This window comes from Amycolatopsis cihanbeyliensis, from assembly GCF_006715045.1.
In the GTDB taxonomy this organism is placed as follows: Bacteria; Actinomycetota; Actinomycetes; order Mycobacteriales; family Pseudonocardiaceae; genus Amycolatopsis; species Amycolatopsis cihanbeyliensis.
The window spans coordinates 4,338,387-4,364,532 of sequence record NZ_VFML01000001.1; the positions used below are offsets into that span (position 1 = coordinate 4,338,387).

At 70.9% G+C, this 26,146-nt stretch carries 21 protein-coding genes and 1 tRNA gene; 8 read left to right on the forward strand and 14 right to left on the reverse strand.

Annotation, left to right across the window (positions count from 1 at the left end):
• Window positions 1–4: 4 nt before the first annotated feature.
• Together FB471_RS19715 and pseB are read right to left on the reverse strand one after the other, a co-directional pair.
• Window positions 5–1,141 carry a DegT/DnrJ/EryC1/StrS family aminotransferase gene (locus FB471_RS19715; protein WP_141999903.1) on the reverse strand — a complete coding sequence of 379 codons (1,137 nt, stop codon included), beginning with the start codon at window positions 1,139–1,141 and terminating at the stop codon, window positions 5–7.
• Window positions 1,134–2,117, reverse strand: a complete 984-nt coding sequence (gene pseB, locus FB471_RS19720) for a UDP-N-acetylglucosamine 4,6-dehydratase (inverting) (protein WP_141999904.1) — start codon at window positions 2,115–2,117, stop codon at window positions 1,134–1,136. Before pseB ends, FB471_RS19715 begins: the two co-directional genes overlap by 8 nt.
• A gap of 40 nt (window positions 2,118–2,157) precedes the next feature.
• Between pseB and FB471_RS19725 the strand changes: the two genes are divergently transcribed.
• Genes FB471_RS19725 through FB471_RS19735 form a run of 3 tightly spaced genes read left to right on the forward strand, consistent with a single transcriptional unit; the run spans window position 2,158 to window position 5,449 of the window.
• A complete protein-coding gene (locus FB471_RS19725; protein WP_141999905.1) occupies window positions 2,158–2,904 on the forward strand; it encodes a cytidylyltransferase domain-containing protein in 747 nt (248 codons plus the stop codon).
• Window positions 2,901–3,917: a spore coat protein gene (locus FB471_RS19730; protein WP_141999906.1), complete on the forward strand. Its 1,017-nt coding sequence runs from the start codon at window positions 2,901–2,903 to the stop codon at window positions 3,915–3,917. Before FB471_RS19725 ends, FB471_RS19730 begins: the two co-directional genes overlap by 4 nt.
• On the forward strand, window positions 3,914–5,449 hold the full coding sequence (locus FB471_RS19735; RefSeq protein ID WP_141999907.1) for a hypothetical protein: 1,536 nt from the start codon (window positions 3,914–3,916) through the stop codon (window positions 5,447–5,449). Before FB471_RS19730 ends, FB471_RS19735 begins: the two co-directional genes overlap by 4 nt.
• An 18-nt stretch (window positions 5,450–5,467) precedes the next feature.
• On the opposite strand, the gene FB471_RS19740 is transcribed toward FB471_RS19735, so the two are convergent.
• Window positions 5,468–6,046 (reverse strand): bacterial proteasome activator family protein, encoded by a 579-nt coding sequence (locus tag FB471_RS19740; RefSeq protein WP_141999908.1) that lies wholly within the window; start codon window positions 6,044–6,046, stop codon window positions 5,468–5,470.
• A gap of 124 nt (window positions 6,047–6,170) precedes the next feature.
• On the opposite strand from FB471_RS19740, the gene FB471_RS19745 reads away from it, so the two are divergent.
• Window positions 6,171–7,370 carry a cysteine desulfurase-like protein gene (locus FB471_RS19745; protein ID WP_141999909.1) on the forward strand — a complete coding sequence of 400 codons (1,200 nt, stop codon included), beginning with the start codon at window positions 6,171–6,173 and terminating at the stop codon, window positions 7,368–7,370.
• A gap of 10 nt (window positions 7,371–7,380) precedes the next feature.
• Here FB471_RS19745 and FB471_RS19750 read toward each other — a convergent pair whose 3' ends face one another.
• Window positions 7,381–8,358 carry an NAD(P)H-quinone oxidoreductase gene (locus tag FB471_RS19750; protein ID WP_141999910.1) on the reverse strand — a complete coding sequence of 326 codons (978 nt, stop codon included), beginning with the start codon at window positions 8,356–8,358 and terminating at the stop codon, window positions 7,381–7,383.
• 245 nt (window positions 8,359–8,603) lie between these two features.
• On the opposite strand from FB471_RS19750, the gene FB471_RS19755 reads away from it, so the two are divergent.
• The 3 genes from FB471_RS19755 (at window position 8,604) to FB471_RS19765 (ending at window position 11,384) form a co-directional block, all read left to right on the forward strand.
• Window positions 8,604–10,154: a M28 family metallopeptidase gene (locus FB471_RS19755; RefSeq protein WP_141999911.1), complete on the forward strand. Its 1,551-nt coding sequence runs from the start codon at window positions 8,604–8,606 to the stop codon at window positions 10,152–10,154.
• Window positions 10,155–10,768: 614 nt separating this feature from the next.
• Window positions 10,769–11,245, forward strand: a complete 477-nt coding sequence (locus tag FB471_RS19760; RefSeq protein WP_141999912.1) for a MarR family winged helix-turn-helix transcriptional regulator — start codon at window positions 10,769–10,771, stop codon at window positions 11,243–11,245.
• Window positions 11,246–11,299: 54 nt separating this feature from the next.
• Window positions 11,300–11,384, forward strand: a tRNA-Ser gene (locus FB471_RS19765).
• A 316-nt stretch (window positions 11,385–11,700) separates the two neighbouring features.
• Here the strand turns inward: FB471_RS19765 and FB471_RS19770 are convergent.
• From FB471_RS19770 to FB471_RS19790, 5 genes are all read right to left on the reverse strand, one after another.
• Window positions 11,701–13,176, reverse strand: a complete 1,476-nt coding sequence (locus FB471_RS19770; protein WP_141999913.1) for a serine hydrolase domain-containing protein — start codon at window positions 13,174–13,176, stop codon at window positions 11,701–11,703.
• Window positions 13,177–13,281: 105 nt separating this feature from the next.
• Window positions 13,282–14,496, reverse strand: a complete 1,215-nt coding sequence (locus tag FB471_RS19775; protein ID WP_211358071.1) for a TIGR02679 family protein — start codon at window positions 14,494–14,496, stop codon at window positions 13,282–13,284.
• Window positions 14,493–18,509 (reverse strand): TIGR02680 family protein, encoded by a 4,017-nt coding sequence (locus tag FB471_RS19780; protein ID WP_141999914.1) that lies wholly within the window; start codon window positions 18,507–18,509, stop codon window positions 14,493–14,495. Before FB471_RS19780 ends, FB471_RS19775 begins: the two co-directional genes overlap by 4 nt.
• Entirely contained in the window at window positions 18,506–19,747 is a 1,242-nt protein-coding gene (locus FB471_RS19785) for a TIGR02678 family protein (protein ID WP_141999915.1), read from the reverse strand. The genes FB471_RS19780 and FB471_RS19785 overlap by 4 nt, the downstream gene beginning before the upstream one ends.
• Window positions 19,744–21,273, reverse strand: a complete 1,530-nt coding sequence (locus FB471_RS19790; RefSeq protein ID WP_141999916.1) for a TIGR02677 family protein — start codon at window positions 21,271–21,273, stop codon at window positions 19,744–19,746. Before FB471_RS19790 ends, FB471_RS19785 begins: the two co-directional genes overlap by 4 nt.
• 728 nt (window positions 21,274–22,001) lie before the next feature.
• On the opposite strand from FB471_RS19790, the gene FB471_RS19795 reads away from it, so the two are divergent.
• Window positions 22,002–22,619, forward strand: coding sequence for a hypothetical protein (locus FB471_RS19795; protein ID WP_141999917.1), 618 nt, complete (start codon window positions 22,002–22,004; stop codon window positions 22,617–22,619).
• 228 nt (window positions 22,620–22,847) lie between these two features.
• Here the strand turns inward: FB471_RS19795 and FB471_RS35210 are convergent, their stop codons facing one another.
• The 5 genes from FB471_RS35210 to FB471_RS19820 all read right to left on the reverse strand — a co-directional run bounded on the left by FB471_RS35210 (window position 22,848) and on the right by FB471_RS19820 (window position 26,039).
• The gene (locus FB471_RS35210; RefSeq protein ID WP_246076487.1) at window positions 22,848–23,363 is read right to left on the reverse strand and encodes a hypothetical protein; all 516 of its coding nucleotides are present in this window, start codon (window positions 23,361–23,363) and stop codon (window positions 22,848–22,850) included.
• Window positions 23,364–23,376: 13 nt separating this feature from the next.
• Window positions 23,377–24,972 (reverse strand): alpha/beta hydrolase, encoded by a 1,596-nt coding sequence (locus FB471_RS19805; protein WP_246076488.1) that lies wholly within the window; start codon window positions 24,970–24,972, stop codon window positions 23,377–23,379.
• A gap of 62 nt (window positions 24,973–25,034) precedes the next feature.
• Window positions 25,035–25,355, reverse strand: coding sequence for a hypothetical protein (locus FB471_RS19810; RefSeq protein WP_141999919.1), 321 nt, complete (start codon window positions 25,353–25,355; stop codon window positions 25,035–25,037).
• 158 nt (window positions 25,356–25,513) lie between these two features.
• A complete protein-coding gene (locus tag FB471_RS19815; RefSeq protein WP_141999920.1) occupies window positions 25,514–25,828 on the reverse strand; it encodes a hypothetical protein in 315 nt (104 codons plus the stop codon).
• On the reverse strand, window positions 25,815–26,039 hold the full coding sequence (locus tag FB471_RS19820; protein ID WP_141999921.1) for a hypothetical protein: 225 nt from the start codon (window positions 26,037–26,039) through the stop codon (window positions 25,815–25,817). The genes FB471_RS19815 and FB471_RS19820 overlap by 14 nt, the downstream gene beginning before the upstream one ends.
• Between the last annotated feature and the right edge of the window lie 107 nt (window positions 26,040–26,146).

Below are 26,146 nucleotides of genomic sequence, written 5' to 3' on the forward strand. Positions count from 1 at the left end.
CCGGTCAGGTGCCGAGGAAGGTGCGTACCTCGTCGATCACCCGGTCCACATCCGCGTCGGTGAGGTCGGGGAACAGCGGCAAGGAAAGCTGCTCGGCGTAGTACCGCTCGGCGTTCGGGCACATGCCGCGCCGGTACCCGAGGTCGGCGAACACCGGGTGCCAGTACGCCGGGATGTAGTTGACCTGCACGCCGATGCCCACCCCGCGCAGGTGGTCGAAGAGCTTGCCGCGCCTACCGTCCAGCACTCGCAGCGGATACAGGTGCCACGCCGGATCGGCCCCGTCCCTGGTCACCGGGGTGCGCACGGCCGGGACATCGGCCAGGCCCGCGTCGTAGCGCGCGTGGATCTCGGCCCGCCGCCGCTTGAACGAGGGGATCCGGCGTAGCTGGCTGCTGCCGAGCGCGCACAGCACATCCGGAAGGCGGTAGTTCAGCCCGAACTCGTGCACCTCCTGATGCCAGCCGCCCTCGTCGGGGAACCGCTGCTCGGCCCGGTCACGGACCAGCCCGTGGTTGCGGAACCGCCGGGCCCTGGCGAGCAGCCCCTCATCCGGCGTGACCACGGCCCCGCCCTCGGCGGTGGTGAGGTTCTTGGTGGGGAAGAAGGAGAACGTGGTCAGGTCGGCCAGCGAGCCGACCGGCCTGCCCTGCCAGGAACCGCCGATCGAGTGTGCGGCATCCTCCAGCAACAGGGCATCGGCTCCATGCGCGATCGCGCGCAAGCGGTCGAGCTCGGCCGGGTGCCCCGCGTAGTCGACAGCGGCGAGCACCCTGGTTCGCCGGGTCATCGCGGCCCGTGCCGCGGCGGGGTCCAGGTTCCCGGTGTCCGGCTCGACATCGGCGAAGGTGACGGTGGCGCCGTGCAGCGCGGCCGTCGAGGCGGTCGCCACGAAGGTCAGCGGGCCGGCCACCACCTCGTCCCCGGGACCCACCCCGGCCGCGGCATAGGCGACATGCAGGGCGGCGGTGCCCGAGGTGACCGCGACGGCCGGGGTCCCGCCGGTGTGCCCGGCCAGGTCGGCCTCGAACCGGGTGACCGCGGGGCCGGTGGTCAGCCAGTCCCCGCGCAGCACCTCGACCACGGCCTCGATGTCCTCCTCCGTGACCGACTGCCGGCCGTAGGGCAGGAAGTCAGCCATACTGCGCCACGAGCTCGCGCAGCTGGTCGCCGTCCAGCCACAGGTCGTTGGTGTCGGACCGGTAGGCGAAGCCGTCCGAAACCGGCGTGCCGTGCTCAGGGGGTTCGTAGCCCCAACCCGCGATATGCGGTTGCACGATGTAGCGATCGGGTAGCTGCACGGTCCGCCGGGAGTCGTCCGGCGCGATCATCTCCTCGTGCAGCTTCTCGCCGGGGCGGACGCCGACCTCGTGCATCGGGCTGCCCGGCGCGATGGCCTGTGCCAGGTCGACCAGCCGCATGCTCGGGATCCGCGGCACGTAGAGTTCACCGCCGCGCATCTGGTCGAACGAGTCCGAGACGAACCGCACGGCCTGCGGCAGGGTGATCCAGAACCGGGTCATCTCCTTGTGCGTGATGGGCAGCGACTCGCCGCGCTCGGCGAGCGAGCGGAAGAACGGGATCACGCTGCCCCGCGAGCCCATCACGTTGCCGTAGCGCACCACCGCGAACCTGGTCGGGTGCGTCGCCGCGTAGTGGTTCGCGCTGATGAACATCCGGTCGGCGCAGAGCTTGGTGGCGCCGTAGAGGTTGATCGGGCTGGAAGCCTTGTCCGTGGACAGCGCCACCACCTTCCGTACCCCGGTGTCGATGGCGGCCTCGATGAGGTGCTGCGAGCCGACCACATTGGTCTGCACGAACTCGAACGGGTTGTACTCCCCGGTGTCCACCTGTTTCAGCGCCGCCGCGTGCACCACGTAGTCCACCCCGTGCATCGCACGTTCCAGCCTGCGGCGGTCCCGCACGTCGCCGATGAACCAGCGCAGCCGCGGGTCGTCACCGAACCGCTGGCGGACCTCGTACTGCTTCAGCTCGTCCCGGGACAGTACGACCAGCCTCTTGGGATTCAGCTCGGCCAGTGCGTGCGTGATGAACGCCTTGCCGAAGGAGCCGGTCCCACCGGTCAGCAGGATGCTCGAACCTTCGAGCTCGGCCATCTACTACCTCCACGCTTGACAGCGAACGCCGTCCGCCATCATGTCACCCATGCACGCCGCCCCCGCCGTCAACGTCGTGATCCAGGCGCGGCTGTCCTCGACCAGGCTTCCCGGCAAGGTGCTCCGCCCGCTCGGTGGCCGAAGCGTGCTGGGGTGGGTGGTGCGCGCGGCGCTGGCCGCTCCCGGCGTCTGCCGGGTCGTCGTGGCCACCTCGGACGAGCCCGAGGACGAGGCCGTGGCCGCGGAGGCCCGGCGGCACGGAGCCTCGGCCGTGCGCGGTCCGCTGGAGGATGTGCTGGCCCGGTTCCAGCTGGCCGGTGAGCTGTATCCGGCGGCCGCGGTGGTGCGGTTGACCGCGGACTGCCCGCTGCACGATCCGGCGCTGCTCGGTCAGGTGGTGGCGCTGTGGCGAGCCCAACAGGACCTGGACTACGTCAGCACCACCCTGGTGCGCACGCTCCCGCGCGGGTTCGACGCCGAGCTGGTGCGTACCGCCGTGCTGGCGGAGCAGGCCGCCGAACCGGCCGGTCCGCACCGGGAGCATGTCACCTCCGGGGTGAAGGGCAGGCCCGATCGCTACGCCTGCTCCGGTGTGGTGATCGCGCCCGCGGCCGACGACCTGCGGGTGACCCTGGACACCGAGGAGGACTGGGGGGTACTGGAGGGGGTGGTCGCCGAGCTCGGCGACCGGCCGCCGCGCTGGCAGGAGGTGGTCGGGCTGTTGCGTTCCCGGCCCGACCTGGTCGCCCTGAACGCTCACGTGGAGCAGAAGAAGGTCGGGCGGTGAGGCTGCTGCTGCGGGCCGACGCCTCCGCGACGGCGGGTGTCGGGCACGTGGCCAGGGCGGTGGCGTTCGCCGAGGAGGCACGCGGCCGGGGCTGGACGGTCGCCTTCTCAGGGGAGACCGCGGGCGCGGGCTGGCTCGCGACGCGGCTGGTGGAACTCGATGTGCGGATGCTGGCACCCGTGGACGACGCGGCCGGGCTCGGCGCGCTGGCCGAGGGTTTCGACGCCGTGCTGGTCGATCACTACGGGTTCGGCGAACTGCGGACCGAGCTGAACGCTTCCGGCGCGACGCTGGTGTCGCTGGAGGGAGGGCCGTTCGGCCGCCGGGCCGCCGATATCGTGGTCGACTGTGGCCTGTGCCCGGCCGATCGGCCGGATGACGGTTCCCCGGTGATACTTACCGGCGCCCGCTTCGCGCCGCTGCGGCAGGCGGTGGCGCTGGCGCGGGAGCGGCGCGCGCGGCGGCGGACGCCTGGCGAGCCACCGCGGGTGGTGGTCGTCCTGGGTGGTGGTGCGGGGTGGCGGGACACCGTTACGGGGCTGCTGCACGCGCTGCGGGACACCGGCCTGCCGTTCGAGGCCGAGGTACTGGCCCACGGCGAGCCGGCGGCACCACTGCCGGCCCCCGGCCAGCGATTCCGGGTGTCCCCGCCGGACAGGGAGCTACCTCGCCTGCTGGCCGAGGCCGACCTGGTGGTGAGCGCGGCCGGGGTGACGCTGCTGGAGCTGTGCTGCGTCGGGGTGCCGGCCGCGCTCGTCTGCCTCGTCGACAACCAGGAGCGGGGTTACCGCGCCGCGGTGGAGCGGGGCCTTGCCGCCGGTCTCGGTACCCCGGCCGAGCTGGGCGGCGCCGCGGACGTGCTGCGCCCGCTGCTGGGGGACGCGCGCGGGCGCAGCGAACTGGCCGAGCGTGCGGCGCGAGCGGTGGACGGCCGGGGCGCCGCGCGCGTGCTCGACGTGCTGGGCTCCCGCCGGGACGGTACGCCCCCGACGCCGGAAGGCGGGGTGGGATGACCGCGGCGCGCCCATCCCGCCGGCTGATCATCGCGGGCTGCCTGGTCGGGGTGTTCCTGGTCGGCACCTGGGCGGCCTGGTTCTTCACCATCGACGATGCCTGGATCACCTTCCGGTACTCGGCCAACCTCGCCGATGGGCACGGTCCGGTGTGGAACCCTTCCGGCGACCCGGTCGAGGGTTTCACCAACTTCGCCTGGATGCTCTGGCACGCGCCCTTCGCCTGGCTCGGGCTGGACCTGCCCACGGTCGCGAAGTTCACCTCGTTCGCCATCGGCCTCGGCATCCTCGGCATGCTGCTGCGCGCGGCGCACCGTGCCGCCGGTATCCCCGGGGCGCTGGTCGCCGCGGGCTGCTACGTGCTGTTCCTGCCCACCTACTTCCACATCACCGCCGGGCTGGAGACCGTGGCCTTCGCCGCGGTCGTGCTGCGGTCGGCGATCATCGGCGTGCGGGTGCTCGGCGGGCGGCCGGTGCGGGACTGGGAACCGCCGGTGCTCGTGCTGGTCGCGGGCATGCTGCGCCCGGAGGGTGTGCTGGCCGCCCTGCCCGCCTTCGGGGTGTGGTTCTGGCGGGCGCGCCGGCGTCGCGCGGCCCGCTGGTGGGTGCTGGGCGTGCTGGCGGCGGGCGCCGGATACTTTTTGTGGCGCTGGTCCTACTACGGCTACCCGTTGCCGAACACGTTCTACGTCAAGTTCGGCAATCTCGGTGCCGGGCTGACGTGGGTGCTCGAGACCGGGCCACTGTTCGTCCCGCTGATCCTGCTCACCCTCTCCCTTCTGGTGCGCGGCACGACCCGGCCGGTCGGTGGCTTGCTGTGCGCGGTGGTGGCGGCCACCTATCTGACCTACGCCGTGTCCGGGCCGTCGATGGACTACCTGCACCGGTTCGCCTTCCACGCGTTCCCCGTGCTGTGCCTCGGCGGTGGGCTCGCGCTCACCGGCATCGCCCGGCGTGGCCTCGTCGCGGGCATGGCCGTGGTCCCGCTGCTGTGGACCGCGGTCGCCGGTGCGACGACGGCGGGCCTGCCGGTGGTCGCGAACTACGGTCCCGACCTGCGGCGCGCCCACGTGGCCATCGGCGAAGGACTGGACGTCGCTCGGGTCCCGGACGAGTTCCGCACCCTGGCGGTCAGCGATGCCGGGGCGATCCCGTACTACAGCGGCTGGCGTTCGGTCGACTACATCGGACTGAACAACGAGGCGATCGCGCATGGCGCGGATCCGACCAGCCTCGTACGCGCCGCCCGGCCCACGGTGCTCGTGGTGACCTCAGGCACGCCGCGGGTTCCGGACGCCAAGTACGGCCTCCGGGTGTCCGAGGCGGCGCCCGGCTATGCGCATGTCGCGGCGGTGCACATGCGGGCCGACTACTGGCAGCATGTGCTCGTCCGGCCGGAGTGGGCGGACCAGGTGCGTTCCGCGGTCGGTGGCACCGTCCACGCCGCGCAGCGCAAGTACGACCCCGGGCGATACGAGCTCACCATCGACCGCTGGCTGGACCGGCTGCGCGGCCAGCTGCCCGGGCTCTGACACCCAGGCCCTGAGCGGTCAGAGGTACTGGCCGGTGCCGCTGATGCCCGGACCGTGCTGTTCCTGGCCACCCGCGGAGGCGCCCGGTGGCAGGCCGCGGCGCATCTGCTCCAGCTGCACCCGCGCCGCCATCTGCTGCGCGAACAGGGCGGTCTGGATGCCGTGGAACAGCCCTTCCAACCAGCCGACAAGCTGGGCCTGGGCGATCCGCAACTCGGCGTCGGAGGGCGTGGTGTCCGCGGTGAACGGGGCGACCAGCCGTTCGAGCTCCTCGCGCAGCTCGGGAGCCAGCGCCTCTTCCAGCTCCTTGATCGAGGTGGCGTGGATCTCACGGAGCCGGTTGCGGCTGGCGTCGTCCAGCGGCGCCGCGCGGACCTCCTCCAGCAGCTGCTTGATCATGGTGCCGATCCGCATGACCTTCGCCGGCTCCTCGACCAGGTCGCCGACGGTCTCCTGTTGCTGCTCGGCCTCCTCGCCGGAGGCGATCCGGGCCGTGCCGACGGGTGAACCGTCCGGCCCCACGACCACGACGTGTTGCGACTGCTCGCCGTCCTGGTTGCCGGAGTCGTTCGAGTTGGGGGAAGTCGGCTCGGTCATCTGCTCCATCCTGACCCGATGTTGCGTTGGCTTCTCCCTCAACGGTAGCGGCCCGGCCGGTCACCTGCGCACCAGGTCAACCCGCGAGCGGGGAGCGCGGGGCGGCATGAGTACGGTGTCACCCATGGCGTTCGACGTCGCTCGGATTCGAGGGTTGTTCCCTGCTCTGGGTGACGGCTGGATTCATTTCGATGGCGCCGCCGGGATGCTGGTGCCCGAGCAGGTCGCTTCGGCGGTGTCCACGGCCATGCGTGCGCCGGTTTCGGGTCCGGGTGGAGCGTTTCCGGCATCGCAACGGGCGGAGAGCATCGTTACCGCGGCCAGGAAGGCGGTCGCCGACCTGGTCGGCGCGGACCCGGCAGGGGTGGTGCTCGGCCCGAGCGCGTCGGTGCTCACCCGGCGACTGGCCGACGTCCTCGGCGAGGGCTGGACACTGGGCGACGAGGTGGTCGTGTCCAGGCTGGACGAGCAGGCCAACCTGGCGCCGTGGCGGCACGCCGCCAAGCGCACCGGTGCGGTGGTGCGCTGGGGTGAGATCGACATCGAGACCTGCGAGCTGCCGGCATGGCAGTACGAGGACCTGGTGTCCGCGCGGACCAAGGTGGTCGCCGTGACCGCCGCCTCCGGCTCGGTGGGTACCCGCCCGGACGTGGCGACCATCGCCGAGTTCGCCGAGCGGGCCGGGGCACTGACGGTGGTGGACGCGACGTACGCGGCCCCGTTCGTCCCGCTGGACCTGAACGCGATGGGCGCCGACGTGCTGGTGCTGTCCGCGCTGGCCTGGGGCGGGCCCTCGGTGGGTGCGCTCGTGTTCCGCGACCCCGAGCTACTGGAGAGGTTGCCGCCGGTGGCGTTGGAGGGGGCGGCCCGCGGTCCGGCCAAGCTGGAGTTGGGGCCGCATGCCTACCCGCTGCTGGCCGGGCTCATCGCGTCGGTCGACTACCTGGCCGAGCTGGACGACGCGGCCACCGGCTCGCGCCGGGACCGGCTGGTGACCTCGCTGGGCTCGGCCAAGTCGTACCACGCCGGGCTGCTGGCCCAGCTTTCCACCGAGCTGCGCGCGCTCCCGCATGTGATGGTGCTCGGCGAGGCGATGCGGCGGATCCCGGCGTTCGCCTTCACCATCGCGGGTCGCAAGGCGCCCGAGGTGGCCGAGTACCTGGCCACACAGGGGCTGTGCGCCTTCGCCGACGAGGGCGGCGACGGGGTGTTCGCCGCGCTCGGGGTCGCCGAGGTGGGCGGGGCCGTGCGTATCGGGCTCGCGCACTACTCGAACGTGTTCGAGGTCAACCAGCTCATCCGGGTCCTGGAGGAGCTGCGCTGAACCCGCCCGGTCAGGAACGGGCGGCCAGCAGGACCTTGCCGAACACGGTGCTCTCTTCCAGCGCGCGGTGGGCGTCGCCGGCCTCGGCCATCGGCACCACCTGGTCCACCACCGGTAGCACCGAGCCGCTCTCCACCAGCGGCCACAGGCTTTCCCGCACGGCGGCCACGATCCGGGCCTTCTCCTCGAGCGGCCGGCCACGCAGGCCGGTCGCGGCAACGCTGGCCCGCTTGGTCAGCAGCTTGCCGATGTTCAGCTCACCCTTGACACCGCCCTGCATGCCGATCACCACCAGCCGGCCGCCGGTGGCCAGCGCGTCCACGTTGCGCCCCAGATAGGACGCGCCCATGTTGTCCAGGATGACGTCCGCGCCCGCGGTCTCGGCCTTCAGCTCCTCGACGAAGTCCTGCTCCCGGTAGTTGATCACGATGGCCGCGCCGAGTTGCCTGCAGCGCTCCAGCCGCTTCGCCGAACCCGCCGTCACCGCGACGGTCGCCCCGAGCGCCCTGCCCACCTGGATGGCATGCGTTCCGATGCCACCGGCGCCGCCGTGCACCAGCAGTACGTCCCCCTCGCCGAGTCCGGCGTGCATGACCACGTTCGACCACACGGTGCAGGCCACCTCGGGCAGGCCGGCCGCGGACAGCAGGTCCACCTCGCTCGGCACCGGCAGCAGCTGGGTGGCGGGCACGACCGCCTTCTCGGCGTAACCGCCGCCGGCCAGCAGCGCGCACACCTCGTCGCCGACCTGCCAGTCCGGCACCCCGGGGCCGAGCTCGGCGATCGCTCCGGAACACTCCAGCCCGAGGACCTCGCTGGCGCCCCTCGGCGGCGGGTACAGGCCCCTGCGCTGCAGCAGGTCGGCTCGGTTCACCGCGCTCGCCGCGACGTCGATGAGCACCTCGCCCTCGCCGGGCGTCGGGTCCGGCACCTCGGTCCAGCGCAGTTGCTCCGGCCCACCCGGCTCGCTGATCGTGATCGCATGCATACGCTCGACTGTAGCGCCGTACCGGCGGCGCCGAAGGTCAGGCCGAATGTGCGTCCGGTGCTGATTCGCGATTTCCCCGGCCGTCGAGTTAACGCTTATCGGAACGGTTACCGCTGCGTATGGGTACCGCCGAACGACCCTTGACCTTTCGTTCGAAACGAACAAGGGTGGTCGCTCGTCGAACGCTCACACCGGGTCGGGGCGGTGTCAGGCGGTTGGCCCAGACTGGGAGATTGGAACTGTTTATGGCATCCGTCAGGAAGAGACTCGTGCCTGCCGTCGTGATCGCGGCATGCGCGAGCTTGGCGCTCACCACAGCGCCCGCCGCGGCCGGACAGCTTGCGGTGGGCGATGCGCCAGCGGGACCACGCCTCGCCAAGAAGTTGGTGCGGCAGGTCCACGTCGGCAACATCAACCGGCATCTCATCGCATTCCAGCGGTTCTCCGACCGTAACGGCGGTAACCGTGCCGCGGGTTCGGCAGGCTACAACGAGTCGGCCGACTACATCGAGCGCAAGCTCCAGGCCGCCGGCTACGAGGTGAACCGGCACGAGTTCGACTTCACCTACACCGAGACGCTGGCGGAACGGCTCACCGCCGGCGGCGGCGACGTGCCGATCATCGCCATGACCTACAGCCCGTCCACCCCGGACGGTGGCACCACGGCTCCACTGGCGGCGATCCCGCCGGACGACACCCCGGGCTGCGAGGCTTCGGACTTCGGCGACGTCACCGGCAAGATCGCGCTCATCCAGCGTGGTATCTGTAGCTTCGCGCAGAAGGGGATCGCCGCGGCCGAGGCGGGCGCGGTCGGCGCGATCGTGTACAACAACGTGGCGGGCCCGGTCAACGGCACCCTCGGTGGCCCGGAGAACGCCAGTATCCCGATCGGCGGCATCACCAAGGCCGACGGCGAGGCACTGATCGGGCAGGACGGCTCGGACGTCACGCTGGAGATCCGCACCCTGACCGAGGAGCGCACCACCCACAACGTCATCGCGGAGACCCAGACCGGCCGCAAGGACAACGTCGTGATGGCCGGTGCGCACCTGGACAGCGTCGACGACGGGGCCGGGATCAACGACAACGGCACCGGCTCGGCCGCGCTGCTGGAGACCGCACTGAAGCTCGGCGGCAGCCCGCGGGTGAACAACTCGGTCCGCTTCGCCTGGTGGGGCGCGGAGGAACTGGGCCTGGTCGGCTCGACGCGCTACGTGCAGTCGCTGGATTTCGAGCAGCAGCTGAACATCTCGATGTACCTGAACTTCGACATGATCGGTTCGCCGAACGCGGGCTACTTCGCCTACGACGGTGACGACTCGGCCGGCACCGGCGCGGGTCCCGGCCCGTACGGCTCGGCGCAGATCGAAGAGAAGTTCGTGGGCTTCCTCGGCTCGCGTGGCATCGAGGTGGAGGACACCGACTTCAGCGGCCGGTCGGACTACGGCGAGTTTATCGAGGTCGGCATCCCGGCCGGTGGCCTGTTCACCGGTGCCGAGGTGGCCAAGACCCCGGAGCAGGCCGCCAAGTGGGGCGGTCTTGCGGGGGTGGCCTTCGATCCCTGCTACCACCAGTCCTGTGACCACCTCGGCAACGTCGACCGGATGGCGCTGGACCGCAATGCCGACGCCATGGCGTGGACGATCGGCAGCTACGGGATCAGCACCGAAGAGGTCAACGGCGTGCCGCCGTTCCAGGCGAAGAGCAAGAAGGCGACCGCCGAGCAGCGTGCCCACCAGCGCGTCGCCACGGTCCAGGTCGCCGAGGGCTCCGACCCGCACTCCCACACCAGCTGACGCCGTCCGCGATGAGTGGCCCGTTCCCGCGGGTCACTCATCGCGGTCAGGGCGGGAGCAGGGTGGTAGCGAAACAAGTCCGGGTGCGGTCCCGCGGACCGCACCCGGACCTACCGAGGTTGTCTGTTGTAGAAGCGGTTGGCTGCCCGACGGGTCGGCACCCGAAAGCTGCCGACGTGCAGACGACGCGTCGATGCAGCCTCGATAGGCGCCATCACGCGCGATGAGTTGTCGAGCGCATTACGTCGAGAACCCGTGCTGCTCACAATCGCGACTGGGCCGGAATCAGGCCGCCTCAACCGCGGGGGCACAGCTCGCAGTCAACCGCATCGGATCATCAGTCACTGCACCACCTGAACCTTTCCCGGTGGAGCACCGGACCGGCACCTCGGGGTCCGTACCGACGCCCGGCGATCTCCGCCGTCAACTCCAGGATGCGCTTTTGGGCGTCCGCTCACAACCGTTTCGTTACATCACGTTCCGGTGATACCCGCGGACTGCGTCGCCGCGCCCCGCGACGGGCCCGGGTGCTGGTGCACGCGGGGTTTCACGGGTTAGCGGTATCACCGGCCAGGGTGGCGCGCCGCTCGGCCGCAGGTCCTAGTCTGATGTGGATGAGCGAGGTTCGGGATGGTGTGCGTTGGCTGACGGACACGGAGATGCACGCATGGCGGTCGTACATCGTCGCTACCCTGATGTTGCGTCACCGGCTGCATCGTGAGCTCGCCGACGAGCATGATGTCTCGCTCGCCGACTACGAGGTGCTGGTCTGCCTCTCCTCGCAACCGCACAACCGGATGCGAATGACCGAGCTGGCCAGCATGCTCGGCTCGACGAAGAGCCGGCTCTCCCACCAGGTCGGCCGGCTGGAGGTGCTCGGGATCGTGCGCAGGGGTAAGGACCCCGAGGACAAGCGCGGGGTGGTGGCCGAGCTCACCGACGAGGGGGTGGCCGTGCTGGAGCGGGCGGCCCCGACCCATGTGCAGGGGGTGCGGGAACACCTGATCGACCTGCTGACCACCGAGGAGCAGGTCGCGATGGGCCAGGCCTTCTCCCGGGTGCTCAACCACCTGACCGAGATCGACGAGTAACCGTCCCGGGTGCGCGCTCGGCGCCGCCGGAGTAGGCGTTACGCTGGCCGCAAGGGAAGCGTGGCAGAGCGGCCTAATGCACTCGACTTGAAATCGAGCGTCCCGAGAGGGACCGGGGGTTCAAATCCCTCCGCTTCCGCAAACCGGGTGGAGTGTGTCCGCGGACCGCGCGGCCCGGGTTGCTCCAGCCGTGCCTTCTGGGCGCCGAGTCCCCAGACCCCGCGCCGGGGCAAGCCCCCGGGACCCCCAGTGGTGGTCGCCAGTTCGTTCTCGAGAGTTCGAAAGACCTCCACTCAGGTCCGCGTCCCCGGCCAGGGCGGACACCGCTGCGGACGAACGTGGTGGCCGCCCTGGTCGCTTTCGCCGTTCCGGCGGTCCACGGCCCTCGCTCCGCTCCCGCAGGTGGTCACCGACCTGCTCGGCGACCGAGAAGGTGCCGAACTGCGAATATGTGCTCAGCTGATGCCGGGGTCCTCCGCGTGGTGCCGTGTGCCGGTCAGCAGCGCGTGCAGGCGGGCCAGTACGACGCCGACGCAGCCCGTGGCGGTGAGCCCGGCGAAGGTCACCAGCGCCACCGCCCCGGTGAGCAACTGCGCCCAGCTGATCGACGGCCCCTGGAAGATCCGGTCCACCAGCTGCGGCAGCAGGGCGAGACACAGCACCGGCAGGCCGTACGGCACCAGCCGGAGCGCGGCTCGCCACCGAGCATGCCGCAGCCTCCGGTCCGCCCACCGCCGCCTGCGCAGGATCCCGCGTACGGCGAGGCCCGTGGCGGCGAGGGTGAGCGCGGCAAGCACGAGGTCGACGACCAGCGCGACCGGCGGCCCCAGGGCCGGGGTCTCACCCTCGATCGCCGCCAGCACCCCGTCCGCGATGGCGCTCGCGTCGGTGGGCGCCAGCCCGATGCCGGTGTTGGCCAGCACGGCGACGCCGTGGCCGCTGCCCGGCAGCAGGACCTGCCGCGCGGTGTGGGTGAACCAGGCGCCGTCGTGCGAGATCTCGGTCCGCCCGCCCTCGGTGTTGACGAACCAGCCCATCCCCTCGTTGCCGTCCGGGCCGGTCGGGGTGTGCATGGTGTCCAGGCTGCGCGCCGAGACCAGCCGCCTGCCGTGGCCGCCCTGCATGATCAGCCAGTTGGCCAGGTCCGCGGCCGTGGAGACCACACCATGCGATCCCGCGACGAACTGCCCGGGCTCCGACCGTACGAACGGGATGCCATAGGTGTAGGCGTGCCCGACCGGCACTCGCGCGTCCCCCGTGCCGAGCACCGCCGAGGTGTCGGCCATGCCCAGCGGCCGGAACACCTGGTCGCGCAGGTAGCCGGCGTACGGTCGCGAGCTGACCACCTCGACCAGCCGGGCGGCGACATGCCAGTTCGGGTTGTAGTAGCGCCAGGTGGTCCCGGGTTCGGCGGACAACTCGGCCGCGCGCAGCCGGGCGACGGCCTCCGCCGGAGTCTCCGGTGGCGGCATCCTGGCATCCGGATACCCGGAGTCGGACATACCGGAGGTCTGGTTCAGCAACTGCCGCACCGTGATCCGCGCGCCACGCGGATCGGCGAGCCGGAACGCGGGCAGGTACCGGCGCACCGGGGTGTCCAGCTCCACCCGGCCCGCCTCCACCAGTCGCAGTACCGCCAGCGCGGTGAACGACTTGCTGACCGAACCCACCGGGAACCGGGTTCGGTCGGTCACCCGCGCGCCGGTGGAGTCGTGCCCGTACCCGGCGGCCAGCAACACCCGGTCCTCCCGCGTGATCGCCACCGCGGCGCCCGGGAGCCCGGTACTGTCCAGATAGGACTCCATGAACCGGTGCACCCGCTCGGGCAGGTCACCGGCCGTGGCGCCGTGCGCGGCCGGCAGCGGTAGCCCGGCAAGGACGAGCAGTCCCACTGCCGTGGCCAGCACGCAACGTCGGAAGGTATCGCGCATCGCACCCACGTCTCCCCGGATCGACCACTGGACCCGCGCAGCGTAGGAATGGCCGGGCGGCGCGCGCCCGCGTCGAACGGCAGGACCGCCGCCGACTTTCAGGATTCAGTTCCCCGCGAGGTCGTCCAGCAGCAGCCCGGTCACCCGCTCCTCGACCACCGCGACGCCGTGCTCGCGCAGCGCGGGCGCCAGCTCCGCGTCCCACGGTGCCTCGGTGACCCGGCCCGGGCTCGGCCCATGCGGCCGGGTACGCAGCGCGGCGCGGTAGTCCTCCGCCGACATCCGCCAGGGCTGCGCACCGGTCTTGGCCAGCACGTACGCGGCGATCCGGACCCCGTCGCCGTCCAGGTCGCCGTGGTAGCGCAGGTCGGCCCCCGCGGCGGCGAGCAACCGCAGCAGCAACACGCCCGCGCTGCTCGGCCAGCCCGCGGTGCACACCAGCGGCGGGCAGTCGGTGCCGAACCGGCGCAGCGCCGCGGAGAGCACGCTCGGGTTCTCCACCACCCACACCACGGGCTCGGCCACGGCGAACCGATCCACCCCGCGCAGCTGGGCCAGGGTCAGCGCCACCGCCTCGCCCTCGGCCGCGCAGGCACGGGCCAGCCGGCAAGCCAGCGCGTCCCCTTCCGGGCGCAGGCCGGCGACGAGTACCTGCGTGGACAGCTGGTCCACCGACACCCCGGCGCGTTCCCACAGCTCGCGCCGCCGGTCTGCGTTTCCGGGCGGGTCGAGGTCGAACTGCACGGCCAGCGCGCGCAGCACGATGCCGGCCAGCCGGGTGCCGTCGTCCAGCTCGTGCGCGTCGCCGGTGGCTCGCTCGGCCAGCACCTGCAACGATTCGCCACCCGCGGGCAGCCGGTCCAGTACCCCCAGCGCCTGCTCCAGCACCCGCCGGGTGCGCGGCACCGAGCCATCGATCAGGCCGGCCCTGCGCAGCTGCGACACCCAGTCCCGCAGCACCGGTTGGCGGGTCACCAGCGGATGCTCGGCCAGCCAGTCCCACAACCGCGCCCGCTCCGCGGCGCCCCGGGCTCGCTCTCCGGCGCGGTCGCCCAGCGGGCCAACCAACTCGGCGACCACCTCGCGCGCTCCCGCGCCGACCGTATCGTGCAGCACCTCGTCCAGCTTGGCCATGGTGATCGTGCAGTGCTCGCCGGGCAGGCGGTCCATGCCGAGCAGGTCGGCCACGGCCGCACGCTGCTCCGGTTCCAGCGGGCCGACCCGCAGGCGGCTCACCGGTCTGCCCGAGGACAGCCGGTGATGCGCCGACCGCCACAGTGGCCGCAATGCCGCCGATCGCCAGGACTCCGGGAGCCTCACGCCGACTCGTCCGCCCAGGCGTCGCCGGTCCAGACGAACCGCGCGGTGGTGACCGCCTCGTCGTCCGCCCCGGTGATCAGCTGGTGTACCGCGATACCGGGCAGCTCCCGGTAGGCGCACCACTCGTGGTCCGAGGTGAGCACCAGGTCGAGGTCCAGCGAGCGGAGCAACTCGAACACCTGGCCGCGGTTGGTGCTGTCCACCCCGACGAACACCTCGTCCAGCAGGATCATTCGGGGCGAGTCCGGCACCGACTCGTAGTGCGCGGCCACCGCGGCGAACAGCGGCAGGTGCAGCGCGATTGCCTTCTCCCCGCCGGACAGCGCGCCGTGCATCCGTTTGGTCAGCGGCTGCCAGCCCCTGCCGTCGGCCCGGTCGAGCTTCACCACGAACTGGTGCCACGCGGTGTAGTCGAACACCTGCGCCAGCTGCTCCTGCCAGCTGGACGCCGTGTTCTCCGCCCTTGCCTGCTCGATCCGGTCCCGGAAGAACCGGTGCAGCGACTCCCGGTCGGTCTCGCCCAGCCGCACCGGGTCCTTCAGCAGCAGCTCGCGTGCCGCCTTGGTGCCCGCGGTCAGCTCCGGGTTCACCTGCCACACCAGGCGGACCGCCACCTGCGAGGCGGTGCGCACCCGCTCCAGCCGCGAGTTCATCGCGTCCACCAGCTCGCCCGCCTGCCGGATCCGGTCGGCCAGCTGGCGCCGGGTGTCGCCGGTGAGTGTCTTGTCGAACAGCTCGCGCTCGGCCGAGGTGATGTCACCCCGCGCGCGTTCCGCCTCGGCGACCAGCAGCTCGTGCAACTCCCGCGCGCCCACCCTGGCGCCGTCCACCACCGCGGTGAGCACCGAGATGTCCTCATCGGACTCCAACTCCAGGTCCGCGTGCCCGCTCAACGCATCCCGGCACCTGTGCACGGCTTCGGTGAGATTGCCGAAGGCGTCGTTGAGGTTCTTCGGGGCATGCGGCACCGCGGGCCATTTCGCCGCAACGGCCCGCGCCGAGTCCAGGGTCGCCCGCACCCCATCCGATGTGGACAGCTCGACGTCGAGCCCGGCGTCACTGGGGAAGCTGCCGCTCACCAGGCGCCGGAACCGCTCGGCCGCCGTGTCCCGCAGCCCGACTGCCTCGTCCCGCTTGTCCGCCGCCTCGCTCAGCCTGCTTTCCAGCGAACCGATCCGGCGATCCAGTTCCCGCAGCCGATCGCCCGCCGACTTGATTTCCTCTTCCAACCGGCGACCTTCGGCTCGCAACTCCTCGATCTCCGCGAGCACCTGCCGGTAGTCCGCGCCGACCGTGCTTTCCACCGCGCTGAGTGTCTCCGCGAGCGCGCCGGCCTCGGCCGCCGCCTCCTCGGCCGTGACGGTAGCCTGCTCGGCCGCCTCGCCGGAGCGGGCGGCCTGAGTGCGCAGCGCTTCGGCCGAGCGCTCCGCGGCGAGGTAGCGGTCCCGCTCGTACAGCCAGGTGTCGGCCAGGTCCCCGAATGCCTGCACCGCGCGGTCCAGTGTGTCCAGCGCCTCGGCATCGGTGGGCGCGCGGTGGGTGGTGGCGGCGAGGCTGAGCTCGTGCAGCGCCTCGCTGGCCGCCCGTTCCCGCGTGCCCAGCTCCTCCGCGGCCCGGTTCACCGCCCGGTCGGCCGCGGCCACCTCGGCCTCGGCCCGATCGAGGGCCCTGCGCGCGTCGTTCACCGGCGCCTGCGCGGGCCGCTGGGCGCGCTCGGCAGCGACCCGGTCCCGCCGGTCGGCGAGCACCCGCAGCTGTGTGGCCAATGTAGACAGTTCAGCATCGAGTTCGGACACCCGAGCGGCCAGCTGCTCGAGCCGCCGCTGCCGGTTGCGTTCCCGTGCCGCGGCGCCGATGTGCTCGGCCTCGTCCTTGGCCCAGCTCCCGGTCACCGCGCCCAGTCGCCAGGTCCCGTCCGCGCCGATCGCGGCCGGATGCTCGGGCAGCGTGCGACCGTAGGCCACCGCTCCCAGCAGACGTTCGACGGTCTCGGCCGGTACTTCGGCATCGGGCTCGGGCCGCAGCACCTCCCGCAGCGAGCGGGCCGCGGGTGCGAGGGAGTTGGCATCGGCGAAGGTGTCGTGCCCGTGGACGGCCAGCTCGCCCGACGGCGACACCCAGGCGTCCAGCAGCCCGCCCGCTTGCAGCGCCGCCTCCACCGCGGCCTGAGTGCGCGGCGCGATCCCTTCGGCGAAGGACACCAGTTTCCACAGCGGCGCCCCGGTCATGGCGGAGCGGTCGGCGGTGCGGTGCGGCGGCGGTTCGGGCGGCAGGTCGACCTGGTCGCGCAGCTCGGCGATCTCCGACTCCAGCCGTTGCCGCTCCTGCTCGGTGGTGTCGCGGCGGGCCGACAGCGTGGTCTCCTCGGCGGTGATGGCATGCAGGCAGCGGGCAGCCACGGCCTCCACGTACTGCAACACCTCGGCCTCCGACTCGGCCAGCTCGGCGAGTTCCACCGGCTCGGCGAAGTCCAGCTCGGCGCAGCCGCGCGCCCAGTCCAGCAGCAGCTGCTCCTGCCGGGCCACCGTCTCGTCATAGGTAGCGGCGAGCCGGGAGCGCGCATCCGACTGCTCGGCCAGCTCGGCGCGGGTCCGCTCGAGGGTCTCCTCGGCCGCGGTCCGTGCCCGCACCGCCTGCTCGTGCCGGCGCAGCGCGGCGCGCACCTGCTCGATCTGTTCCTGCCGGCCGCGGACCGCGGCGCGGGCCAGCCTGCGTGCCTGCTGGCCGTCCTGGTCCAGCACGGTGGCGATCTCCTCGTGCGTGCCGCGCAGGTCGGCCCGCCGCGCCGCCCGCTCGGCCTCGGACCCCGCCGCCCGGACGGTCTCCGCGCAGCGCTCGACCTCGTTCTCGGCGGTCGCCGCGTGTTCCTTGTCCTGTCGCGCGATCTCCCCGGCACGTTCCGCCTGCGCGGCCGTCTCGGCTGCCTGCCGCCGCGCCTTGCTCGCCTGCTGCCGCAGCTTGTCCAGCTCGCGGCCCTGCTGGTACGCCTCGCTGTCGGTGAGCCCCTCGATCCGGGCGCGGGCCTGCGCGAGCCGTTGCTCGGCCTCGCCCCTGCGTTGCTCGGTTTCGGCGTTCTCCGCGACCGCCGCGTGGTACTGCTCCTCCGACTCCCGTGCTTGTCTGGCGAGCTTCTCCAGGTCAGCCGTGGCCGAGGTCAGCGTGTCGGCCGCGGCGCGGAGCACCCGCTGGGCGTAGGTGCGTTGCTTCTCGGCCACGGTTTTGGCGGCCGCGGCCTCGGAGTCCAGCAGCTTCAGCCGCTCCCGTTGCCGGTCCAGCCGCTCGAACCCCTCGGCGAGCTCGGCGATCTCCTCCTGGCCGAGCGGCGGTAACGCCCTGGACAGCAAGGTGGACAGCAGGCCGGGGTCGAGCCGCTGGGACAGCTTCGGGGTGCGCAACTGCAGCAACGCGGTGATCAGCGCGTCGTAGCGTTGCTCGGACAGGCCGGGGAAGAGCGCGTGCCGCACGGCGGCGCGGTACTCGGTGGCGTTGGGGTGCAGGCTGCCGTGCTCGCCGATCGTTTCGGCCAGCACGGCTTTGGTGAGCGGCTGCCCGGACTCGTTGGTCAGCTCGAGCCCGCCCGGTTCGCCGACGCGCTGGCTGGTGGTGAAGTAATCAGCGTGCGCGGTGCTGGTGTGCGAGCTGGCCTGCAGCCGGGCCCCGCAGCTGAACCAGGACTCGCCGAGCTGGAACTCCAGCCACACGTAGCCGACCCGCGTGGTGCCGGTCGCGCCCTCGCCCATCAGGTTCCAGTGCATGGTCCGCTCGCCGGTCCCGAAGGTGGAAAGGCGGTTGGCCCGCAGGTTGGCGTCGAACAGGAAGGGCAGCAGCAGTTCCAGCGCCTTGGACTTGCCGGTCCCGTTCGGTCCGCGCAGCAACAGGCGTCCATTGTGGAACTCGAACACCTCGTCGTAGTAACGCCAGACGTTCAGGATCCCGGCACGGGCCGGCCGCCAGCGCGGCCGCCGCGCGGGTGCTTCTTCCTGCGGCTGCTGCGGCAGCTCGGTGACCGTCACGACGACTCACCCTCACTCTCGTTGGTGCGCGGGGCGCCGACGGCGTAACGCGCGGCAGCGGGCAGCGCACGGATCATCCCGCCCGAGTGTTCGGCGAGGCCGAATCCGGTGAGCACGGCAACCGCGTCGGTGGCCAGCTGCGCGGGGCCCTCGGTCGTCCGGTAGGTCTTCGCCCAGCGCGGGAAGCGGCGCAACAACTCGCCCGCCTTGGCATGCAGTTGTTCCGGCGCGAGTCCGGCCGGTGCCTCCAGCAGTGTGTCCAGCAGGAGCAGCGCGGCCACCCCGGCGGTGCTGGTGTCGTCCGGGAACTTGGCGTCCGTGGCCAGCCCGGCCGGATCCACCAGCAGGAAGCCCTCGGCGCGTTCCTCGAACACGAAACCGGCCTGTTCCGCGGCCCGGCGGGCGAGCTGGCGCCCGGTGGGCGAGGCGAGGTAGCCGCGCTCGTCCTCGGTCAGGTCCGCGCGGTAGAGCACCGGATCGTCCACCAGCCGCCGGAAGATCGAGTGTCGCAGCCAGAGGTTGTGCTGTATCTCCGACGTCGGGGAACCGTTGCCGTCGTGCCCGTAGCGCCGCTGGCGCACCAACCCGTCCAGCAGCTCATTCCATCGTGGACCGACATCCTCGGCCGGAACGGCGAGTCGCGAGGGCCCGTTCGGCGCGGCGAGCAGCCGCATCAGCAGCGTGGCGTCCACGTGATACAGCACCTTGGCCTGCTCGGACTCTACAAAGGACTCCGTGCTGCCGTCCACCACGGTGAGCGCGCCGAAGGACTCCAGCAGCCGCAACACGTCCACGTAGGCCATCCGCTCGGCCCTGCTGGCGGTGTCGAAGCTCGGGACCACCGGATCGGCCGCGGTGGCCTGGGTGACCCGGTCGGCGAGGAAACCGATCGTGGTGACCGGCCCGGCGAGCAACTCGGCCGCGACCACGCAGAGCAGGGTGTAGCGGCGGCGGTCGAACGGGGTGCGGCCGGATCGCAGCCTGCGGGCGGGGCGGGTGTGGTCGTGCCGGTTGCGCACCTTGGCCAGCCGGGCGTAGCCGAAGCGGGGTTCCACCACCAGCGTCCAGCCGCAGTAGTAGTCGAACCACTTGGTGATCGGCACCTGCCGCTTGCGGATCACCTCAAATGCCTCGGGGGCGGTGCCTTCGGTGACCAGTGGGGTCGCCAGTAGCAGCCGGATACCCCGGGCCACCTCGTCCCGCTCCGCGATGACGAGTTGATTCGCGAGGTTGCTCATCCGGTGGCCTCTCGCTGCCTCGAGTGCTCGCCGGTAGCGATATCGACCAGGTAGTCCGGCCCGGTGAGCGTGCCCCGTGGCGTGCGCAGCGTCGCCACCCGCGTGTCTTGCGGCGGCCGCAGCACGATCTCGATCTTCCCGTCCGCGGTGACCGCACGCCGGGTACCGATGCTGTCCGGCCGGGTCGCCAGCGCCCGGCCGAGCAGGTCGAGCAGCCGTTCGAAGGTGGCATGGTCGAGGGTGCCGAACTCGGACAGCCGTACCGGCCCACCGGTGGCCAGCATCCGCCACGCCTGCCGCAACTCGGCGCGTTCCGCCCGGGCCCGCTCGGCCCGCTGCCGCTTCAGCTCGGCGACATCGCGCACCTTCCCGGTGCGGGCGAAGCGTTCCTTGCGCCCCGCGGTGCGCAGCAACGGGGACACCGGAACCTGCGGCGGGTCCCGCCAGCTGCTGCTCGTGCTGGCCAGCTCCGGATCCGGGTGGGTCAGGTGCGCGTGCCGCGCCGAGGTGAGCCCGAAGGCCGCCGACCACAGCCGGTGCATATCCGGCTCGGTCGGGGCCTGCGCGAACCAGCGCGCCAGCTCCCGGAAGTCGGCCACCGCGCTGCTGGCCCGCCGGCGCGACTCGGTGATCCGGTCCAGCACCTGCAACAACGTGACGATCGCCCGCCTGGCCACGGTATGCAGCTGGTGCACCCTGGCCGGCGAGCCGTCCTCCGGCAGGAACCAGTCACGCAACCCCGCCCAGCGGGTCCGCCGATGCTCCAGCCAGGCCGGTGCCGGGTCGACCCCGGTGGTCGGCGGCAGTTCGGCGCCGAGCAACGCGCGATGCTGCAAGGTGCTGACACCTTGCTCCTCGATCCGGCCCACCCCGGCCGCGATCGCGTGTGCCCGCTGATCCAGGTTGGTGACGAACTCCTGCAGGTAGCTGACGGTGGCGAGCTTGACCTCGTGGAAGGTGGTCAGGTCGGCACCGTCCGCGCGGAGCAGCCGTTGCAACTCGCCGTTGAACTGCTTGGTGTTCGCCCGCAGCGCGTCGAGATGGCCCTCCAGCTCGGTGAGCGCGGTGTAGATCTTGCGGTCGGTCGCCGCCGGGTTGTCCAGCAGCGCGTGCAACTCGTCCAGCCGGTCGGCGATCGCGTCCAGCACCGCGGTCTGCAACGCCCCGGTGGAGGCCAGCACGGTCAGCGCGTGCTGCACCCCGGCGAATGCCGCCTCACCCCGCTTGGTGAGGGAATACTGCAGATTGCGCCGCTCGTACTCCTCGGCGGAGCGGTAGTTCTCGGCATGGTTCTGGATCACGTCGACCAACTGCCAGTCCCGCAGGCTGCCCAGCGCACGGGCCAGGTCGGCATCGGTGAGCGCGTCGAACCACCCCACCGTGCGCAGCCGCTCGCGCACCTGGTCCAGGCTCAGCGCAGTTTCGAGGCGTTCGTTGGCCTCGGCGAAGGCGTGCAGGATCGCGGTGTACAGCTCGGCGTAGTCGCCGACGGCGAACCGGAAGAGCTCGGCCGGTACCCGTTCCACGCGCACCTCCTCAACCCGTCGCCTCCCACCGTAGAGGCAGCCCCCGACAGCCGTGCGCTCCGACCCAGATCCACCCGGTCGTGGTTGTCTCGACACTTACCGTTACCGCAACGCGAGGGTGGGAGACCTAGGCAGGGGATGCCATGGCGCGCCGACCGGACTATGAGGGCTATGCGCAGTTTCCGCTCAAGTACCCGGCCCGGTGCGCCGCATGCGATCAGCCGTTGCGGCTGGGCTTGCCCGTCCTCGGCACCCGCGACGGGGGCCAGTGGGCCATCGTCTGTACCGGCTGTGGCAACCTGCCCGCCGAGCCGCAGTCGCCGCGGGGCCGGTGCCACAGGGCAAGGTGCCCGCGGTCGAGGAGCCGTCGCCTTCGCCGTGGTCGAACCTGGTGCGGTACCTCCGCTCGTGTGTTGTACACGAGTCCTTGACCGCGCTGGTACGGCTGGAGCGAAGGGACCGGTGGGCCCTGTTCCCGCTCCAGTCGGAGACCGTCCTGTGTGGAGGGATCAGCGACTGCCCGCGCCGGAGTCGGTGTGCGCTCTGTTCGAGGAGCTCGGTGATCTCGAACGAGTCTGGTACGGCTGGCCGACCGTTGTCGTGCGCGACAAGCGGCATCGTCCGCATCTCGCCCCACTGTTCATCCGCGTCTTGAACGAGCCGGAATCCCCGCCGGCGAGGATTCCTACATACCGATCGACAACGAGTTGCCCAGTGTGAACACAGCCTTGCTCAGCCCGGAATGGTTCGACCCCGACGTACTGGCCGATGCCGCCGAGGTGATCTCCGGCAAGCTGATCGGGTTCGGCGCGGCCGCCGCGATGACAGCGGTCACCAAGCAGCTGCTCGCCGCGCTGGGCATCCCGGACGCCGTGCTCGACCCGCTCCGCCTGCCGCCACCACCTGATGAGCAGGATCTGTGGAGGCCGCAGGAGCTCGGCGTGTTCAACCTGGTCATGGCTTTTCCGCGGCAAGCTGGATATTGCCGTGCGCAGCCTGGTGCAGGACCTGGACTGGATGGTTCGTGCCGACGGCTGGCAAGCGAGCGCGGCCCGCTTCCTCTTCCAGGACTGCTCACCCCCGCCCGCCGCACCGTTGGACGCCTGCCCGTTCCGGCTCAACCATGCTCGGGAACACGTGGTGTCCATCGCGGCCAGCAGCCCGCTCACGGTGGTCACCGGCCCGCCGGGAACCGGCAAAACCAGACGGCGACCGCGATCATGGCGGATGCCTGGCGGCGTGGCGAGACCGTCGTGCTCAGCTCGACCAACAACAAGCCGGTGGACGACGTCGTCACCAGCAAGGCCACACAGCTCGACCGCGCTTGCCGTGCGCACCGGCAATAAGCAGGTGCGCACGGGCTCGGCGCCGAACCGCCCGCGCTCGTCGACGAGGTCACCAACCGCGAGCCCGGCACCGGTTTCGATGGCCTGCCAGAGCTGAGCAACGCCCGGCACTGGGCGAGCCGGAGTCTCCAGCAACGCGGCCTCCGTGCTCGCTGAACCGCGCCGCTTCGTCGAGAGCGGTCAGGAATAGCTACCGGGGGTCACCGGCGATGCTGGCCGTGAGCGACTTCACGCCGGTGATTCGGGTTCCGGGGTGCCGTCCGGCCACACGCAGGGGGAGCTGACACCGAGATAGATTTTTCCTTCGTCATTGGACTCCAGGCTCATCCGGAAACCGTTGTCCGTGTGCTCTCCATATATTGCCTGCCCGTTATCCGTGGTGACTCGAAAGCTGTTCTCCTTCCACCAGGTTCGGAGCGCTGTGAAGTTCTCCCGGGTGCTGGCGTTCGGTATTCCTGCGACTTCGGCATCACGGGTCGCGAAAACTCTGCCCTTCGGACCCCGGTCCGTGGGGTCGTCGCAGGCCATGCTGTCCTTGCGGAAGTCGTCGGTGAGTCGTGCGTCTGGAGAGATGGCTCGCCGTCCCCGTTCCATGTAATCATCGACAAGGCGGTTGGCTTCCTGAATGTTGATCGTAGGTTCCAAGGGTTCTCCAGAAGGTGTATCGGATTCTCCGCAGGCGTTGAGCGTGATCATGCAGAGCGCGGCCACTACGGCGGTGAGTGCGACTTTGATCCGTGACACCGCGACAACCTCCCTAATGCGGTTGCTTACCCGCAATGACCTGTCCGATACCCGCGAGCGACGGATTGCGAGGATCCCAGTACTGACTGTGGGCTTCCGGACTGTATCCGACGATGGGCCAAGACGATCCGGGGGCGGAGAAGATGGTGTTCGCGCCGAAGCTGGGGTCGTCAGGTGCGGTGCCGAAGTGTCCGAGGTCCGCGACCGGATCGTTCTCGGCGGCTACCGCCCATACCCGGTCTGGTGGAAGGTGCAGCCCGGTCGCGTCGTCGACCCCGACACCGGGGCTACCTATCGCGATGAAGTCGTCCATCGCGAGCTGCTGGTCGCGGGCCGCGAATCCTGCCGCCGTGGACCCGTAGCTGTGCCCGATGATCGTATTGTGTGACGGTGTGTCTCCCTGATGACTTTCCCGCAATCCGTCCTGGAAACCGTCCAGCGGTTGCCTGGCGCCTTCGGCGAAACTCGAAAATGCCGCATCAGGGATTGAATCGGGCGCATCGTAATCCAGCCAGGCGATGACCGAATTTGATTCAGACGTAGCCTTGTCTGCCGCACGGTGCATGACGTCGGCGCGATCGAGGGTGCTACCGAAGTTGGCCAGGTCGGTGCCGGTTCCTGGCACGAAAGTGGCCACGTTCTGTGCGGTGTCTGGATTGCCGTGGGCCACGATGGCACGGCCATCGTGGCTTCCGTCGATGTCGAGCAGGTAATACTTCTGGTCTTCGGGGGTGTCCGGCGGTTGCTCCAGCCGGCCGGCCAGGTTGTCAAGACCTCGGATCTTGTTGTCGAGATCGCCGAGTTTTTCTTTCAGCCTGGGCGTGTCGGTCGGGTCGATGGTGCCCCGCTCGGCGGCGTCGATGCCGTCCAGCAGGCGGTTTCGTTCGTTCTGGAGTTCGGTTCGTTCTCGCTCCATGAGCCTGCGGTTGGCGATGTCGCGTTGTTTGGCCGAGAACCCGTCGCGCGGGCCGACCAGTTCGGGGAGGTCCATGGCCAGCTGGGTGCGTTGCCCCTCGCTGAGGGTTGCCCAGTAGGCGGCGTTCTGTGCGGCGGTTGCCCCGGCCGGTGGTGGCGGAGGGATGCTCAGCCCACCGTGTACCGCTCCGGCGTTACCCGCGGCAGCGAGGCTGGTCTGCTGGTTGTCGTTGGCGGTCGCGTCGATCGTATTGTCGGCGAGGATCCGATCCAGCACCGCGCAGAAGTCGTTGTCCAGGTCGCCTGCGCTCTTGAGTACCTGCGTCACCCGTTCGCGGAGTTCGGCGGCGACGGTTCGTCGCTCCGCGGCCACGGCTTCCCGCTGACCGTCAGGGATGTCCGGGGGCGGTCCTTCGTCGATGATCGCCCCTTCGTCGCCGATGCGGAAGTGATGTGTCGCGGCCAGGCTTTCCGCTTCGGTGACCCCGTGTTGGATGCCCGTGATGGCGTCCCCCGTCGCGGCCATGCCCCGCCGCATCGCGGCGATCTCCGCCGAGTATTCCTCCAGCCCATCGATGATCCCGTTGGCCGCGTTCGCGGCCGCGCCGGCGGCGTCACCGGACCAGCCGTCCGGCGTGTTGATGTCCCGCAAGTCATCCCCACACGCGATGATCTTGTTGTAGGCCTCGTTCAATGGTCCGACCGCGCCTTGCAGCGGTCCAGGCCGCCAGCGTTTGACGTCACTCCAGGTGACCATCAGAACGGTCGCCGCCCGCCTGCGGACCGCTCGACGGGCATGAGGTCCTGCTCGGCGGCGTCCTCGTTGGCGCTGTAGAGCTGCGCGGCCCTGCGCATGCTGCCCGCGTGCTCGTCGAGCCGGCCGATGAAGCTCTGCTCACGCCCCTGCCAGGCTTGTTTCACGGCGGCGAGCTTGCTCGCGCACCGCGCGCCGGGCATGCCGGAGTCGCCCTCGGGCAGCGCTTCGGCACAGGCCACCCCGCGCATGCCGTCGGCGACCTGCGCGGCGGCCCGCCCAGCCTCGGTGATCTTGTCGACCAGCACCTGGTAACCCGACAACTCGGGGCCTCCCTCCCGTAGTCACCTCATGACCCTACGGTTACGGGCGAATCGCCTCAAGTGATCGGTAGCCGAACGACCGGAGCTACTCGCCGGTCACGGGAATCTACTCAGGACTGTCCTGAGTAGGGATACTCACCCGAACGGAATCCCTTGGGTCAGGGCAGCCAGAGTCCGCCGCGGGTGCGAGTGGGGGCACCGGTCGTGTCGTGTGCGGGGAGGTCGAGCAGGGCCTCGATGACCTCGGCGGCAGGGCCGCCGAGTTGCCACAGCGGATGGCGTTCCTCGGCGCGGAAGCGGGCGGCGTAGGCGTCGGTCGGGGAGCGGACAACGTAGGTGTCCAGGGCGCCGGAGCGCCAGCGCTGGGCGTGGATCGCGGTCAACTCGCCGTCGTTGTGCAGGTGCGTGAACTGGAATCCGGCCTCGCGGCTGCGCATGATCGCTGCGATGGCCTCCTGCTCAGGGCTTGGCATCGCGCAGCACCAGATCGCGCAGGGCCGCCCGTAGCCGCCCTGCCTGCAAGGGGGACAGCCACCACTGGCCGCCGTCCGGTTCGCCGATCAGTACCCGGTCGCCGCACAGCGCGATGGTGACCCTGGCCCGCCGGCCCCGGTCGTCCCGGCAGTACACCGCGCAGACCCGATCCGGCCGCACGTTCGGCCAGCGCCGCCACCGTGGCCACATGTTCTACCTCCCGCTCTGGGACCCGGCCCCGCAGACCTGGGCGGGTACGCGGGGCCGGGTCACCGGCCGCAACCGGCCTGATTTACGGTAAGTGGCGTATATACGTG